Raw genomic sequence first — 15,606 nt, 5'->3', positions numbered from 1 at the left:
CAAATATATAACAACCAGGAAACCCCATGACGGCAGAGACATGGACGAGCGCGGGCATCATCGTCGTAACGATCGGGCTGTGGGCGACAGGAAGGCTGCCGGAGTACCTCGTTGCCTTATTGTTTTTTGCCGCCGCAGCCGTCTTGAACCTCGCCCCGCCCGACGTTCTGTTTTCAGGTTTTGCCTCGGCGGCATTCTGGCTGGTACTCAGCGGCTTTATCCTCGGCGTTGCGATCCGCAAGGTCGGCCTGGCGGATCGCTTCGCCCGTAGCCTGGCAGGCCGGTTGACTGGCTCTTGGCCCCGCATGGTTGGGGGCGTGGTGCTGCTGACCTATGCACTGGCTTTCGTCATGCCGTCCAACATGGGGCGTATCGCCTTGCTGATGCCTATTGTTCTGGCGCTGGCCGATCGCGCCGGGCTGGCCGAGGGCAGCCGTGGCCGTACAGCCCTGGCCCTGGCGGTCGGACTCGGAACCTTCCAGCTTTCCGCCAGCATCCTGCCTGCCAACGTGCCCAACCTGGTCATGTCAGGCGCCGCCGAAAGCGCCTATGGCATCCATCTTTCATATTTGCCCTACCTGGTACTGCACGCCCCCGTTCTCGGACTGCTCAAGGGGCTGGCGCTGACAGCATGCCTGTGTCTGCTGCTCCCGGCGAAACCCTGTACCGTCTTGCGAATAGAACCTGGCGAGCCCTTGAGCCCAGCCGAAAAGCGCTTGGGCGCATTGCTGCTCGCAACGCTGGCGCTATGGATGACGGATGCCGTGCACGGCATCTCGCCCGCCTGGATCGGCCTGAGCGCAGCCTGCATTTGCCTGCTGCCTCGTATTGGCTTCCTGACCGGTGATGAATTCGCCACTGGCGTCAATATTCGCACCTGTATTTACGTTGCCGGCATCCTGGGGCTGACCGCGCTGGTGAACCATTCCGGGCTGGGGACAGCCATGGGCAACTGGCTGCTGCACCTGCTGCCACTCGATCCAGCCAGCCCGGCACGCAGTTTCGGGGCATTGATAGCCCTGAGCAGCGCATTGAACTTCACTGTTACGGCCAATGGCGTGCCAGCGCTGTTCACCCCGCTCGCAAAGTCCATGGCCGAGGCCTCCGGCCTGCCTCTACTGACCATTCTGATGGTACAGGTCATAGGCTATGCCACGCCGTTGTTGCCTTACCAGGCATCCCCCATCGTTGTCGCCATGGGCATGGCCCATGTGAAGACCTGGGATGGCATACGACTCTGCCTGGCGCTGGCGGCAGTCACCTTCCTGGTATTGCTACCGCTCGACTACGGCTGGTTCAAACTGCTAGGCCTGATGTCCCGTTGACACGCCATTCGCGCAATCCATCAAAACCCCATGGCCGCCTAAAAAAATCAGCTGAAAAAATCAGCTGAAAAAATCAGCTGAAATTTACACAAACCCAAAAATATGTATATAATTCCGCTTCTTCGGTTCACCCCCACAAACGCGGTGCGGCAGAAGGCAACAGGCAAATCGCCAGGGACGAAAAATTTCTCCCGAAACGAAATTCTTGTTGACAGCAGTAAAAAAATGGTTGTAGAATCATTTTTCTTTACAGGCGGTTAGCTCAGTTGGTTAGAGCGCCACGTTGACATCGTGGAGGTCGTTGGTTCGAATCCAATACCGCCTACCAGAATTCCTGCCAAGCAAGCCACCGTTCATTGGTGGCTTTTTTGCGTCCGAAGCCTGCCAGCATGGCTTTATCTACCCCGGCCTTCCCTTATCCAGTCCAGGCAAGCAGGCCCACGCGCGCCTCCTCATCCAACACCTCAGCCAGGCTGGCCCGGAAACACGGCACCGCCCCGCTTCCGGCCAATGATTCAAACAAGCCGCATCCTACTTGGTATCAGCCACCAACTCTTCGATCAGGGTGATGATCTGCGTCATGTACGGATGGCGCACCTCGCCCGTGTCAGGGTTGCCCATCAGGTTGGCGCGAGCACGGTCCACCACTTGGTCCATGTCATGCCCCAGATCCTGCACTGCCTTCACGAGTGCCTTCGCCGCTTCCTGATGATGCGGGGATACCTGCTCTGCCATCCATCTCTCCTTGCCTAGATTGTCCTGACCACACGCCAGGTCGCTCGCTGGCCTGCAAGGCCGGCTGCCAGGAATGCTACCGCAAAACCTGCCACTTGCCATGACAGCCTGCCGATAGCGCAACCCTCACGCCCCCCAGGCTCGACACCCCATTCAGCCAGCAACAGCCCCTGTGCCGGGCGACACAATGACACCGGCATCGGAAACTTCCGGTGCAAATCTCACGTATGCTTATGGCATGGCCATGGCGCCGGCGGAATAGCCGGCCCTGGCACCATGATCCCGGCGGCGCGATACAGGCGGCGCCGCCCCGTCAGCGGCTCGAGCCCCATCCAGGACTGCAGTACGGCCATGTTCGCTTCCCTATTGCCCCTCTTGCAGGATATGTCCAGCAGCATCCTGGCGCTTGGCGCCAAGCACAGCAATTGGCTGGCCTGCATCAGCTTTGTGCTGGCGCTGCTCAAATCCCTGCCTTTTGTCGCCCTGGTCATTCCAGGCACGGCCTTGCTGCTCTCGATCGGCGCACTGCTGGGCGCAGGCGACATTCCATTTATTCCGATCTGGCTGGCCATATCACTGGGCGCCGGGCTGGGCGACTGGATCTCGTACTCATTGGGGCAGCGCTACGGCCCTGTGATCCTGAACTCCCGCTGGATTCAGTGCCGACAGACGCTCTACGTCAGGACCAAACGCTTCTTCGACCGCTGGGACTGGGCCAGCATTGTGCTCTGCCGCTTCTTCGGGCCGCTGCGGGCGACGGTGCCGCTGGTCGCTGGCATCTTCAAAATGCCACAACAGCGCTTTCACGTTGCCAACTGGCTGTCCGCGTTTTTATGGACCTGCACCTTGCTGCTGCCCGGCTGGGCCGGATTCAAGCTGTTATAGCCCTTCAACCAAAACACGCAGCCACACCGACAGACGCGCACCAATCAAACCCGCACGGATCTGAGTTCCATCGTCACGTCTCGGACCTCCGGCAGACGCCAGACCTCGTCTCTCAGCATAAATTTGCTGCTCTTGGTATGAGCACTGAAGCTTGATCGCTCGATCACACAGGAGATTGGGATCAAAGCTGCCCGTTGCACCTTGAATTCGCTATCGAACAATAGCCCCGCCAAGACATCAAAGTGCCCATCCTTAATGTCCCGAATAGCAGACAGCTCGCGCGACGATCCCCTGCCCATTATGCGGCGCGCCTTGATCTGATAACGCACCCCATCTGCATCCGTCGCGTCATATCCGCGCACGGAATTCTTTGCCTGCTGCCAGCCAAATGCCCGGCAGAATAAATACTCAGCCAAATCACCGGTCGGATTATTTCCACTGCGCAACACACCCCGTTGGCGCAGCTGGTCACAGATCCTTGCATAGCAGGCAAGCAAATCCATGACAGAAAGCTCACCGATTCCGTCAGTCGAAAGGAGATTCAGCATTTGGGCTGGGTTTACGCCAGGGTCTGGCACTTCACGCGGGAGCGCAACATGCCCAGAAACACCTCCCAGGTCAATGCGCCTTGTTTCCGGCTTCACGGGCTTCCTGCAGGCCTTGCTCAATCACAGAGCCGGCGGCTTCCAGCACTTTGCCAATATGATCCATGGCATTCCGGCACGGCCCGTCTTCGCTGGCGACGCGCTCACGGATGGTGTCATTGAGCCGGTTGTAGGACGTCGCCACCTTGGAGACATCAATGGAACCGTTCGCGCAAATGGCCACAACCAGATTCTGCAATCCGATTTGCATACCCCTGACCCGTTCTTCCAATTCCAGGAGCCTGGATTCAAGCGCGTCCTGATCTGCCATGATGTTCTCCAATATAGATGTAGGGCAATGACCCGGTGCTTGCATGACCGCAGGCGCGAGCGCGGCAAACCGGGAACTGCCGGACCGGAAATCAAAAACCCGCTGATCCGGGCAATGGAATCAGCGGGCTGGGTATTATTCTGGCGGAAGCGGTGAGATTCGAACTCACGAACGGTTGCCCGTTGCCGGTTTTCAAGACCGGTGCAATCGACCACTCTGCCACGCTTCCCGCTCTGCTGCAGCGACTGCCGGAACGGGCCCTGGCAGCACTGCAACATTTCAAGAGACGGGATTCTAGCAGACTTCGACGCGTCCCCGGCAAGGACTCGGGCGCCCCGCCCCCTGAAATGGGTGCCTGCGGATAACAGCCTGGTTCGGCGTTAAACTGGCAGTTGAGCGAATTGCGGGATTTTCATGTCTGTCCTGAGTAAACAAACCGGCACCTGTCTGCGCGGCGTCATCCTGGAAACCACCCAGGACGGCCTCCGCTTCCGTATCTATGTCGTCATCGGCGAAGCCGATCTGGATGCCGTCACGGAAATCCTGCCCGCCGAAGTATTCGAGGAAAGTGGCGAGGTGCATGTCTGCGGCCTGGATATGCCCGAGCAGGCGCCAGAGCAGCTCTCCGACGTGCTCGACAATATGAATGACGGTGATGTGGCCGTCATTTTCTGCGCATCGCCTGCCGTGCAGCAATCCGTGCTCTACAGCCTGCGCCTGCCCGGCATCGCTCTGCCCTCTCACTTTAACTGACAGCGCTGGCTGAAACGCATGAATACCACTGCCACGTTGCCGCCGCCCAGCCATGTGGTGCTGGATGCCTGTGTACTGATGTCCGGCATCCTGCGCCGCCTCTGGCTGCGCCTGGCTGGCATGGGGCTGTACGAACCGATATGGAGCGAATATATCGGCGATGAATGGCGACGCAATGCCGCCCGCATCTGGTCCATTCCAGCCGAACGCCTGCAGCAGGAATGGCATGACATGCAGACCGCATTCCCCACAGCCTGCGCCGGCAATCTGCAGGAATGGAAAGCCGGGTTGCGCTATAGCGACCCCAAGGACTGGCACGTGATTGCCGCCGCCCGCGATGCCCAGGCCCGCTCCCCCGAAGCCAGCATTGCCATTGCTACCTGGAATCTGCGCGATTTCAACCGTTCCGAGCTGCGCCGCCTGGGCCTGCAGGCGGTGTCTCCGGATACGCTGCTGGCGCGTTTCTGGCATGCCGCCCCCAGTGCTTTGCTGGCGGCGCTGGAAGGCATGGCGCAGGATGCCAGCGATCTGGGCGGCACGCCCGAACCCATCGCCGATGCCCTGCGGCGCGAGCGCCTCTTCCTGCTGCGCCAGCTGTTCTGGGCCCAGGCGCAGCGGCAACAAACAACAGGCGCAGAGCCCCTCTCTTCTTCCCTTACCCCAGCCACTTCATGAACCACACCACTGCCGGCGGCGCGCTGCCCCCCTTGCTGAAACTCGATGCCCAGGCCCTGAGCGACGCACATCTGCGTGAAACCCTTCATGAACGCAAGGAAATCTACCAGGGCAGGCTGCTGCGACTGCGCGAGGATACCGTGCGCCTGCCCGATGGCAAGCTGACACGTCGGGAATATGTGGTGCACCCGGGCGCAACAGTGGTGATCCCGCTGTTCGATGACGACCACGTGCTGCTGGAACGGCAGTTCCGCTATCCGGTAGACCAGGTAATTGTCGAGTTTCCCGCGGGCAAGCTTGATGCAGGCGAAGCCCCATTGGTCTGCGGCCAGCGGGAACTGCTGGAAGAAACCGGCTACCGGGCCAGCGAATGGGCCTATGCCGGAAAATTGCATCTGGCGATCGGTTACTCCGATGAAGTCATCCATATTTTCTTCGCACGCGGCCTGCAGGGCGGCGAACGCCAGCTGGATGAAGGCGAATTCCTGGACGTGGCGCGCTGCGCCATTCCGGATTTCCTTGATGCCTGCCGCACCGGCCTGGTGACTGATGCCAAAACGCTGGCTTGCGCGCTCTGGTTGCAAAATGCCTGGGAAGGCAAATGGCAACTGGCGTGGCAACCGGCCGGCAGCCCCTGAGCCGACCCGCCAAGCTCCCTCTGGCGGCACGAACCGGCAGCCGGAGCAACGCTCCGGCCGGCATCACAGGCCGTTATAGACCGGCCCTTCGCCGCCCTGGGGCGCGACCCAGACGATATTCTGCGTCGGGTCCTTGATGTCACAGGTCTTGCAATGCACGCAGTTCTGCGCATTGATGCGCAGCGCGTCGGCGCCGGCTTCGTCCTTGACGAACTCGTACACCCCGGCCGGGCAATAGCGCGCCTCCGGCCCCGCATAGATGGCCAGGTTCACCTGCACCGGCACGGCCGGGTCCTTGAGGGTCAGGTGCACCGGCTCGTCTTCATCGTGGTTGGTGTTCGAGATGAAGACCGAACTCAGGCGGTCGAAAGTGATCTTGCCATCCGGCTTTGGGTAGTCGATGCGCTCGTACTCCGCCGCCGGCCGCAGACAGGCGTGGTCGGGCTGCTTGCGGTGCAGTGTCCAGGGCATCCGCCCCTTGAGCAGGCCCTGCTCCACGAACGTCATGAAGCTTGCCACCGGCAGCCCCTTCTTGAACCACTGCTTGAAGTTGCGCGCCCGGTTCAGTTCCTCGTGCAGCCAGGAAGACTGGAAGGCCTGGCCATAGCCGTCCAGCGCATCCTGGCCACGCCCCTGGGCCAGCGCCGCATGAATGGCCTGCGCCGCCAGCATGCCGGACTTGATGGCGGCATGGCTGCCCTTGATGCGCGAGGCATTCATGAAACCGGCCTCGCAACCCACCAGCACGCCGCCCGGGAAATCCAGCCTGGGCAGCGACAACAGGCCGCCGGCCGTGATGGCGCGTGCGCCATAAGCCAGGCGCTTGCCGCCTTCGAGCATGGGGCGGATGGCCGGGTGCGTCTTGAAGCGCTGGAATTCCTCGAAGGGCGACAGCCAGGGGTTGGCATAGTCCAGCCCCACTACCATGCCCAGCGCCACCTGATTGTCATTGAGGTGATACAGGAAGGTGCCGCCGTAGGTCTTGCTGTCCAGCGGCCAGCCGCTGGTGTGGATCGCCAGGCCAGGCTGCGATTGCGCCGGGTCTATCTCCCAGAGTTCCTTGATGCCTATGCCATAGCTCTGCGGGTCGCGCCCCGCGTCCAGCCCGAAGCGCGCGATCAGTTCGCGCCCGAGCTGGCCGCGCGCGCCCTCGGCAAACACCGTATAGCGCGCCAGCAGCTCCATGCCGGGCTGGTAGTTCGCCGTGTGGCTGCCGTCGCGCGCCACGCCCATGTCGCCGGTGGCCACGCCGCGCACCGCGCCCTGTGCGTCGTACAGCACCTCCACGGCGGCAAAGCCGGGAAAGATGTCCACGCCCAGCGCCTCGGCCTGCTCGCCCAGCCAGCGCACCACGTGCCCCAGGCGCACGATGTAGTTGCCTTCATTGTGAAAACAGGACGGCAGCAGCCAGTCCGGCGTGCGCAGCGCCTTCTCCTGCGTGAGAAACAGGAAGCGGTCCTGCGTGACCGGCACGTCCAGCGGTGCGCCGCGTTCGCGCCAGTCCGGCAGCAGCTCATCTAACGCACGCGGGTCCATGATCGCGCCCGACAACGTGTGCGCGCCCAGTTCCGCGCCCTTCTCCAGCACGCACACGCCCAGCTCGCTGCCGGACGCCGCCGCCAGCTGCTTGAGCCGGATCGCCGCCGACAGGCCCGCCGGCCCCCCGCCGACGATCACCACGTCATATTCCATGGATTCGCGTTGCACCACTTATACTCCCCAACCGTTCTTTTTCCGGCGCAGGCCGGAATGATCTTGCAAGCCGTCAGCGCGGCGCCATGCGCAAAGCGCCGTCCAGGCGGATCACCTCGCCGTTAAGGTGGTCGTTCTCGACGAAATGACAAGCCAGCGCGGCAAACTCTTCAGGCTTGCCCAGACGCTGCGGAAACGGAATCGACGCAGCCAGCGTTTGCTGCACGTCTTCCGGCAATTCATTCATCAGGGGGGTTTTGAATAGCCCCGGCGCGATTGTCGCCACCCGGATGCCGTGACGCGCCAGATCACGCGCCATCGGCAAGGTCATGCTGACCAGCCCACCCTTGGAAGCGCTGTACGCCTGCTGCCCGATCTGGCCATCAAATGCCGCCACCGAGGCCGTAAACAACAACACACCACGCGCACCATCCTCCAGCGCAGGCAGGGCCGCGCAGGCAGCCGCGAACAGACGACTGACATTGTAGGCGCCGATCAGGTTGATCTGCACCACGCGGGTGAAGTCTTCCAGCGGCGCGGCGCTGCCATCACGCTGCACGATACGCTTGGCCGTGCCTATGCCGGCTACATTCATCAGAATGCGAGCCGGACCGTGCGCCAGCGCCGCGTCGGCCAGCGCCTGCTCCACGCTGCCGGTATCGGTAATATCGCAAGCCAGTCCCAATCCGCCGATTTCGCCGGCAACCCGCGCCGCAGCCTCGCCATTGCGGTCCAGGATGGCCACCCTGGCCCCTCGCCGCGCCAACTCCCGCGCAGTGGCCTCGCCCAGACCGGAAGCGCCGCCGGTCACCAGTGCTGCTACACCTTGAATATCCATGATCTGTCAGTCCTTTTTCTTGGCTGAGGGGTAAAGAATGCCGGGCGCCGTTCCCTCGTGCAATGCCTCCACCAGGGCAGCCCGGTGGCGCAGCACGGCGCGCTGGTTGATGGAACCCTTATCGGTGATTTCACCCACCGACGACTGCGGCGGCTGCTCCAGTAGCACCATGCGTGCGATGCGATTGGCACTCCCCGTGGCGCTCGCGGCCAGGTCATCCAGAATGCCCTGGAATGCTGCGCGTACAGCGGGATGCGCATTGACTTCGGCCTGCGGCACCTCAGGGCCAGCACCAGCCAGCGCACGTGCCGCTGGGGAAACGAACACCATGGCTCCGACGTCTTTCTGGTTCAGCCCGGTCAGCACCACATCACCGACATACGGACTGCCCTGGGTAACGACACGGGTACGCAAGGGGCCGACGCTGACAAAGGTGCCGGTGGAAAGCTTGAAATCCTCGGAAATACGGCCATCGAAGCGCAGGCCGCGTTCCGGCCGTGCCGCATCTATCCAGGCCACGGCATCGCCCGTGCAAAGAAAGCCTTCTTCATCGAAAGCAGCACGCGTGGCGTCAGGGTCGCGCCAGTAGCCCGGCGTAATATTCGGCCCTTTGTAGCGCACCTCCAGCTTGTCGCCATTGGGCACCAGCTTGATGCTCAGGCCGGGCGCAGGTACACCCAGGTCACCGGCGCGCACGTCAGGGTGATTCACGAACAGGGCGAAAGGACTGGATTCCGTCATGCCCAGGCCGGTTCCCATCACGATGCGCTCGCCCAGCTCCTGTTCCTGGCATGCGTGTAGCGCATCCCAGATCGGTTGCGCCAGGCCGGCGGCAGCGTAATAGAACAGCTTCACGCGCGACAGCAGATTGCGGCGCAATTGCTCATCGGTACGCATGGCGGCGGCAATGGCCTCGAAGCCCGTTGGCACATCGAAATACACCGTCGGTGCGATCTCGCGCAGATTGCGCAGAGTTTCATGGATCAGACCCGGCGTGGGCCGACCATCATTGATATACAGCGAGCCGCCGTTATAGAGCGCAATGCCGAAGTTGTGATTGCCGCCAAACGTATGGCTCCACGGCAACCAATCGACCATGGTGAGGTCTTCATCCTGCACCAGCGGAATGGACTGCGCCAGTTGCTGCTGGTTGGAACACCACATGCCATGCGTGTTGATTACCGCGGCCGGCAGCTTGGTCGAACCCGACGTGAACAGGAACTTGGCAATGCGCTCGGGCGTGACGGCAGCCGCCGCAGCCTCCACTGCCGGGCCGGCTTCGGTGGCCAGGATGTCGTGCCACAAGGCCTGGCGACCGGCACGCCTGCGCCAGCCATCATCACGCTCCAGCCAGACTTCGCAATCCTCGGCCACTTCCGCATCAATCGCTCGGCCATACTGGGCACCGTCCACGGCCAACACCAGGCCAGGCGTCAGGGTTTCAAGCACCCGACGCAGCTTCGCATAATCGGTGGCCAGCGTAGAGTATGCCGCCGACACCGTGCAGTACGGAATGCCAACATACAGGCAAGCCAGCGCCAGCACCGCATGTTCCAGGCTGTTTTCCCCCAGGATGACGACGGGCCGCTCGGTATCCAGCCCTCGGTCAAGCAGGGCCTGGCCGACCTTGCGCGCCTGTTCCAGCGCCTGCGCATAGCTCAGGTGCACCCAGTCGCCCAGACTGCCGTCAGCAAGGCGCTCGCGCCGCGCAAACAGCGTATGCGCCGGCCGCTGCCCGGCCCAATAAGCCAGGCGACTGCCCATGCTGGGGGCAAACGGTTGCAACGCGGCATCCGCCCGCAGATAACAGATGCCATTGTCCCGGCGCTCAACCGACACGCCGTCTACGCCATAGCGCATGGCACGATAGCGCGGCGCAGCAGCGGCCGCAGTTTTCACTTCAGAAGTCACCTTATGTCTCCTCGATCCCTCTGAAAATCAATCAGGCGGACATGACGGCCTTGCACAGGCTCTATTCACGTCCGGTCGCCAGCCCTTAGGAACCGGCACGCAGTTTGGCAGCGCGCCCCTCCAGAAACTCCGCCACACGCGTCTTGGCTTCGGGCGCAGACTGCGCGATGGCAGAAACCAGCGACTCCATCAACAGGCCGTTGTCGGCGGGCGCTTCGGCAATGCGCGGCAGCACGTGCATCAGGGCATAGTTGGTCATGGGCGCATTACCCGCGATCCGCGTGGCCAGCTCACGCGCCTTGGCCAGCGCCTGTCCAGCCGGCACGAGATACTGTGCGAAGCCCACACGCTCGCCTTCCTCGGCGCCGTAAACCCGGCCGGTCAGCATCATGTCTGCCATGCGCGCTTCGCCAATCAGACGCGGCACGCGCACCGAACCGCCGCCACCGACAAAAATGCCGCGTGCGCCTTCCGGCAGCGCGTAGAACGCGGAACTGTCAGCCACGCGGATGTGCGTGGCACAAGCCAGCTCCAGGCCACCGCCGACCACTGCCCCCTGCAGCGCCGATACCACCGGAATACGGCCAAACTGGATCGACTCCAGCGCCCGGTGCCACATGCGCGAATGGTGCATTCCCTGCTCCGCATCCCGCTCACGCAGCTCGCTGAGATCCAGGCCGGCGCAGAAGTGCTCTCCCTGACCATAAAGAACCGCCGCCTTGATATCGGCCGGCAAGGACTCGAAGACATTGCGCAAGGCCAGCATAAGCCCGTCATTGAGCGCATTGCGCTTTTCCACGCGGTTCAAACCGATCAGCACGATAGCGCCGTCACGCTCCACCGTCAGATTGGAATACTGCTCGAAATTCTTCATTGAGGTAGGCCTTCTTGCTGTTTATTTGATTATAGTTTATAAATAATTTCATTCATAAACAAGCATTACTCATAGTGAAAACCCTTAATAAAAGGTTTTTTCACATCAAATAGAACAAAAAAAATAGTTCCTTATTAGAACCAAAAGCCCAGACTGGAGACTCTCGTATGCACGCCCATATTCCTTACGGCATTTACTGGTCCACGCCCTTCGCCAAATGGCAGGGCAGCCTGTCCGCGCTCAACCCTCTACCCCTGGTAGCCCAGGTGGCGAAAGACACGCTGACTGAACGGAATGTTGATCTGTCGCAGATCGACCTTGCCATCCTCGGCACCACCAACCCCTATCCCGGCAGCTTCTACGGCCTGCCCTATGTCACCGGACTCATGGGGTTGGACCGCGTGGCCGGGCCATCCGTACAGCAGGCCTGCGCCACCAGCGTGCGCGCGTTGCTGATGGCCAGTCAGGAAGTCGCCATGGGAAGCGCCAGCTGCGCCCTGCTGCTGATGGCCGACAAGCAGTCCAACGGGCCACTGGTCTATTACCCCGACCCTGGTGGCCCGGGCGGCTATGGCATTCCCGAGCGCTGGGTACCGGACAACATGGCGCGCGACCCCTATGCCGGCCAACCCATGCTGGAAACCGGGGAAAACGTGGCACGCCGCTACGGCATAGACACCGCCGAACAGCATGCGCTCAAGCTGCATCGCTATCAGCAATACCTGGAAGCGCTGGCCAATGAACGCGCCTTCCAGAAACGCTACATGGTGGATGCGCCGCTGACGCCTCCCGGCGGACGCAAGCAACTGGGCGTCTTGCAGGCTGACGAAGGCATCTTCCCCACGACGGTGGAAGGCCTGGCCAAGCTGAAGCCGGTACGAGCGGGCGGCAGCATCACTTTCGGCGGCCAGACCCATCCCGCCGACGGCAATGCCGGCACCATCGTCACGACCCGCGACCGGGCCCGCGCCTTGTCCACGCGCCCGGAAATCGACATCGAGATCCTCGGGTTCGGCATGGCCCGAGTGGAACCGGCGCACATGCCCATGGCCCCGTCACCGGCCACCTTTCGCGCCCTCCAGGCCAGCGGTACCAGCATGGCCGATATCCACGCCATCAAGACCCACAACCCATTCGCGGTCAATGACATCGCCTTGGCACGCGACACCGGCTTCCCCTGGGAAAAGATGAACAACTACGGCAGCCCGATCATCTGGGGACACCCGCAGGCGCCTACCGCCTTGCGCGCCATCATCGAACTGATCGAAGAATTGGTCCTGCGCGGCGGCGGCACCGGGCTGTTCACCGGCTGCGCCGCAGGCGATACCGGTCTGGCCACTGTCATCCGCGTGAGCGACAGCCGCCGCTGAACCTCCCCTTCCCCAGCATGGCAAGGCCCGGCGCCTACCGGACCGATGCCGCGCCTGACGCCATCACTCTAGAAAGGTCATCAGCATGAAACTCATCACCGCCACGCAAGCCGGCGCCCTGATCCGCGACGACGCCACCCTGTTCCTGGGCGGCCTCGCGATGTCCAGCCTGCCCGAGGAAATCCTGCAGGGAATAGAACAGCATTACCTGGAAACCGGCCATCCGCGCCAGTTGACCACCTGGGCCTGCGGCGCCGTGGGCAACAGCGGCAACGGCGGCATGAAGCACTTCGCCCATGAGGGCATGATTCGCCGTACCATCGCCGGCCACTTCGGCCAGACCGGTGCGGAAATGATGAAGATGGTCTACGACGGCAAGGTCGAAGCCTACAACTTCCCGCAAGGCTCGCTGTCGCAACTCACGCGCCACATCGCCAGCCGCTCGCCAGGCCTGCTGACCAAGGTAGGCCTGGGCACGTTCGTAGACCCGCGCCAGGAAGGCGGCAAACTCAACCGCACCTGCAGCGCAGACCTCGTGCAATTGGTTGAGTTTCAGGGCGAGGAATGGCTTTATTACCCCAGTCCGAAGATTGATGTCGCCATCATCCGTGCAACGCTGGCAGACGAAGCCGGCAACCTGACGCTGGACAAGGAAGGCGTCCTGCTGGAACAACTGGCCATCGCCCAGGCGGCGCGCGCCTGCGGCGGCATTGTTATCGCTCAGGTGGAACGCATCGTCCAGACCGGCAGCCTGCATCCCAAGCAGGTCAAGATTCCCGGCATCATGGTCGACTATGTCGTGGTCGCCCGGCCGGAAAACCATATGCAGACCATTACCACGCAATTCGACCCCGCGCTGTGCGGCGATGTGCGCATCCCGCTGGGCAGCCTGCCGCCCATGCCGCTGGACGAGCGCAAGGTCATTGCGCGCCGGGCAGCGCTGGAACTTCGCTCCGGCGCCGTCACCAACCTCGGTATAGGCATCCCGGCCGGCATCCCTTCCGTTGCGGCCGAGGAAGGCGTGGCCGACCTGCTGACACTAAGTGTGGAAAGCGGCGTGACCGGTGGCATCCCGGCCCAAGGCGGCGATTTCGCGCTGGCCTATAACGCCCAGGCCATCATCGAGCAGACCTCCCAGTTCGACTTCTACGACGGCGGTGGCCTGGACGCCAGTTTCCTCGGGCTGGCCCAGGTGGATCGCCACGGCAACGTCAACGTCAGCAAATTCAATGGCCGGCCTGTCGGCTGCGGCGGCTTCATCAACATCACCCGCTCAACCCGCAAACTGGTGTTCTGCGGCACCTTTACCGCCGGCGGCCTGAAAGTCGCCATTGCCGACGGCGCCCTGCATATCGAACAGGAAGGCCGCAGCAGCAAGTTCGTCGATCACGTCGAGCAGATCACCTTCAACGGCCACGATGCGGCGCAACGACAGCAAGACGTGCTTTTCGTAACGGAACGGGCCATCTTCCAGCTCGGGCTGGACGGGCTGGCGCTGATCGAAATCGCTCCCGGCGTGGATCTCGAGCGTGACATCCTGGCCCATATGTCCTTCCGGCCCATCATCCGCGAACCCCGCCTCATGGATGCCAGCCTGTTCCAGGCTGAATGGGGCGGACTGCGCGCCTCGCTTTCCGCCAAAAACAATTAATAAAAGTACATATATACAAAAAGGGGAAACCCATAAAAACATCAATATACCGGGTTTCCCCTATGCTGATGCACTGCATTTTTAATTATGATTAATAACTAAATGCAGAACAAAACAGGAGACAACATGAACCGCCCCCGCACCATCCTGAAACTCACTGCCGCGCTGGCCATCGCCGCTGCCTTTCCGGCCCAGGCCGACATCAATATCGGCGCCGTCCTGCCCCTGACCGGCGCCACTTCCGCACTCGGCATCCCCAGCAACAACGGCTTCAAGCTCTGGCCTGCGGAGATCGCCGGGGAAAAAGTCAACGTCACCATCCTGGACGACGCTACCGACCCGACCACCGCCACACGCAATGCACGCCGCCTGGTGACCGAGGAGAAGGTGGACATGCTGGTGGGATCGGTCGCAACCCCCTCGGCACTGGCCATCGTCGACCTCGCCCTGGAAACCCGAACCCCGCAACTGGCCCTGTCTCCGGTACCGGTTCCTGCAGGCCGCGACACCTGGACATTCCGCCTGGCGCACTCATCCACGGTGATGGCCAATGCCGCGCTCGCACACATGGCCAAACAAGGCATCAAAACCCTGGGCTTCCTGGGCTATACCGATGCCTACGGCGAAACCTGGCTCAAGGACATGCAGGAACTGGCGGATGCTTACGGCATCAAGCTGGTCGCCACGGAACGCTTCCAGCGCACCGATACCAGCGTGACCGGCCAAACGCTCAAGCTACTGGCCGCCAAGCCGGACGCCATTCTGGTCGTGGCATCCGGCTCGGGCGCCGCCATGCCGCACCGCGCGCTGGTCGAACGCGGCTACAAGGGCAAGATTTACCAGACGCACGCCGCCGCTTCCCGCGACCTGATCCGCGTCGGCGGCAAAGCCGTCGAAGGCGCCTACGTCCTGTCCGGCCCGGCCGTCATTGCCGAGCAACTGCCAGCCAGCCACCCATCCAAGGCTGCAGCCAGCGACTTCGTGCAGAACTACGAGCAAACATTCGGCGCAGGCACCCGCAACCAGTTCAGCGCCCACGTCTACGACATCCTGTTGCTGCTGCAACAAGCCGTGCCCGAAGCCTTGAAACAGGCCGAGCCCGGCACACCGGCCTTCCGTGCGGCGCTGCGCGACGCGCTGGAAAACCTGCCCGCCATTCCCGTTTCCCAGGGAGTGATCGACTTCACCGGCAGCGACCACTGGGGCTTCACCCCCGAAAGCCCGGTCGTCATGAAAATCGTGGATGGCGACTGGGTGCTGGAAACCGACTGACCCCGTCCATCCTTCCTGTCACGGCCCCGCTGGCGCCTCGCCGGCGGGCCTGCCCATTCCTACCGCCGATAT

General features: G+C 62.3%; 15 protein-coding genes, 2 tRNA genes and 1 pseudogene. 10 read left to right on the top strand and 8 right to left on the bottom strand.

Annotated features, from left to right (window positions below):
* Positions 1-26: 26 nt before the first annotated feature.
* Together ACEW7X_RS07145 and ACEW7X_RS07140 are read left to right on the top strand one after the other, a co-directional pair.
* Positions 27-1,325: an SLC13 family permease gene (locus ACEW7X_RS07145; RefSeq protein WP_420177805.1), complete on the top strand. Its 1,299-nt coding sequence runs from the start codon at positions 27-29 to the stop codon at positions 1,323-1,325.
* A gap of 251 nt (positions 1,326-1,576) precedes the next feature.
* Positions 1,577-1,653: transfer RNA gene (locus ACEW7X_RS07140), tRNA-Val, on the top strand.
* 203 nt (positions 1,654-1,856) lie between these two features.
* Here ACEW7X_RS07140 and ACEW7X_RS07135 read toward each other — a convergent pair.
* Positions 1,857-2,060, bottom strand: a complete 204-nt coding sequence (locus ACEW7X_RS07135) for a hypothetical protein (RefSeq protein WP_068368318.1) — start codon at positions 2,058-2,060, stop codon at positions 1,857-1,859.
* 351 nt (positions 2,061-2,411) lie between these two features.
* Between ACEW7X_RS07135 and ACEW7X_RS07130 the strand changes: the two genes are divergently transcribed.
* Positions 2,412-2,945 carry a DedA family protein gene (locus tag ACEW7X_RS07130; protein WP_253595973.1) on the top strand — a complete coding sequence of 178 codons (534 nt, stop codon included), beginning with the start codon at positions 2,412-2,414 and terminating at the stop codon, positions 2,943-2,945.
* Between the two features lie 44 nt (positions 2,946-2,989).
* On the opposite strand, the gene ACEW7X_RS07125 is transcribed toward ACEW7X_RS07130, so the two are convergent.
* The 3 genes from ACEW7X_RS07125 to ACEW7X_RS07115 all read right to left on the bottom strand — a co-directional run bounded on the left by ACEW7X_RS07125 (position 2,990) and on the right by ACEW7X_RS07115 (position 4,089).
* A complete protein-coding gene (locus ACEW7X_RS07125; RefSeq protein WP_130486936.1) occupies positions 2,990-3,493 on the bottom strand; it encodes a hypothetical protein in 504 nt (167 codons plus the stop codon).
* A gap of 70 nt (positions 3,494-3,563) precedes the next feature.
* On the bottom strand, positions 3,564-3,860 hold the full coding sequence (locus ACEW7X_RS07120; RefSeq protein ID WP_130486935.1) for a hypothetical protein: 297 nt from the start codon (positions 3,858-3,860) through the stop codon (positions 3,564-3,566).
* 141 nt (positions 3,861-4,001) lie between these two features.
* Positions 4,002-4,089, bottom strand: a tRNA-Ser gene (locus tag ACEW7X_RS07115).
* A gap of 185 nt (positions 4,090-4,274) precedes the next feature.
* Between ACEW7X_RS07115 and ACEW7X_RS07110 the strand changes: the two genes are divergently transcribed.
* From ACEW7X_RS07110 to ACEW7X_RS07100, 3 genes are read left to right on the top strand one after another with little or no spacing between them, the layout of a single operon-like run.
* Positions 4,275-4,613 (top strand): hypothetical protein, encoded by a 339-nt coding sequence (locus ACEW7X_RS07110; RefSeq protein WP_420177804.1) that lies wholly within the window; start codon positions 4,275-4,277, stop codon positions 4,611-4,613.
* An 18-nt stretch (positions 4,614-4,631) separates the two neighbouring features.
* A complete protein-coding gene (locus ACEW7X_RS07105; RefSeq protein WP_420177803.1) occupies positions 4,632-5,288 on the top strand; it encodes a PIN domain-containing protein in 657 nt (218 codons plus the stop codon).
* A complete protein-coding gene (locus tag ACEW7X_RS07100; RefSeq protein WP_130486932.1) occupies positions 5,285-5,926 on the top strand; it encodes an NUDIX domain-containing protein in 642 nt (213 codons plus the stop codon). Before ACEW7X_RS07105 ends, ACEW7X_RS07100 begins: the two co-directional genes overlap by 4 nt.
* A gap of 63 nt (positions 5,927-5,989) precedes the next feature.
* On the opposite strand, the gene ACEW7X_RS07095 is transcribed toward ACEW7X_RS07100, so the two are convergent.
* From ACEW7X_RS07095 to ACEW7X_RS07080, 4 genes are all read right to left on the bottom strand, one after another.
* Entirely contained in the window at positions 5,990-7,618 is a 1,629-nt protein-coding gene (locus ACEW7X_RS07095; RefSeq protein WP_153044090.1) for an electron transfer flavoprotein-ubiquinone oxidoreductase, read from the bottom strand.
* Between the two features lie 73 nt (positions 7,619-7,691).
* Positions 7,692-8,456, bottom strand: a complete 765-nt coding sequence (locus tag ACEW7X_RS07090; protein ID WP_127773731.1) for an SDR family NAD(P)-dependent oxidoreductase — start codon at positions 8,454-8,456, stop codon at positions 7,692-7,694.
* Between the two features lie 6 nt (positions 8,457-8,462).
* Complete coding sequence (locus tag ACEW7X_RS07085) at positions 8,463-10,316, bottom strand: feruloyl-CoA synthase (protein ID WP_253597447.1); 1,854 nt, start codon at positions 10,314-10,316, stop codon at positions 8,463-8,465.
* A 136-nt stretch (positions 10,317-10,452) separates the two neighbouring features.
* Positions 10,453-11,241 carry a crotonase/enoyl-CoA hydratase family protein gene (locus ACEW7X_RS07080; protein ID WP_068368342.1) on the bottom strand — a complete coding sequence of 263 codons (789 nt, stop codon included), beginning with the start codon at positions 11,239-11,241 and terminating at the stop codon, positions 10,453-10,455.
* A gap of 167 nt (positions 11,242-11,408) precedes the next feature.
* Between ACEW7X_RS07080 and ACEW7X_RS07075 the strand changes: the two are divergent.
* The 4 genes and pseudogenes from ACEW7X_RS07075 to ACEW7X_RS07060 form a co-directional block, all read left to right on the top strand.
* Positions 11,409-12,137 (top strand): annotated as a pseudogene (locus ACEW7X_RS07075) (thiolase family protein); the annotation flags it as partial.
* 120 nt (positions 12,138-12,257) lie between these two features.
* Positions 12,258-12,611, top strand: a complete 354-nt coding sequence (locus ACEW7X_RS07070; RefSeq protein ID WP_420177916.1) for a hypothetical protein — start codon at positions 12,258-12,260, stop codon at positions 12,609-12,611.
* Positions 12,612-12,696: 85 nt separating this feature from the next.
* Positions 12,697-14,262: an acyl CoA:acetate/3-ketoacid CoA transferase gene (locus ACEW7X_RS07065; RefSeq protein WP_420177802.1), complete on the top strand. Its 1,566-nt coding sequence runs from the start codon at positions 12,697-12,699 to the stop codon at positions 14,260-14,262.
* Positions 14,263-14,388: 126 nt separating this feature from the next.
* Positions 14,389-15,534, top strand: a complete 1,146-nt coding sequence (locus ACEW7X_RS07060) for an ABC transporter substrate-binding protein (RefSeq protein ID WP_420177801.1) — start codon at positions 14,389-14,391, stop codon at positions 15,532-15,534.
* The last annotated feature ends 72 nt before the right edge of the window (positions 15,535-15,606 follow it).

Source organism: Kerstersia gyiorum (genome assembly GCF_048595715.1).
GTDB classification, from domain to species: Bacteria; Pseudomonadota; Gammaproteobacteria; order Burkholderiales; family Burkholderiaceae_B; genus Kerstersia; species Kerstersia gyiorum.
This window is presented reverse-complemented; position numbering and strand designations above follow the sequence as displayed.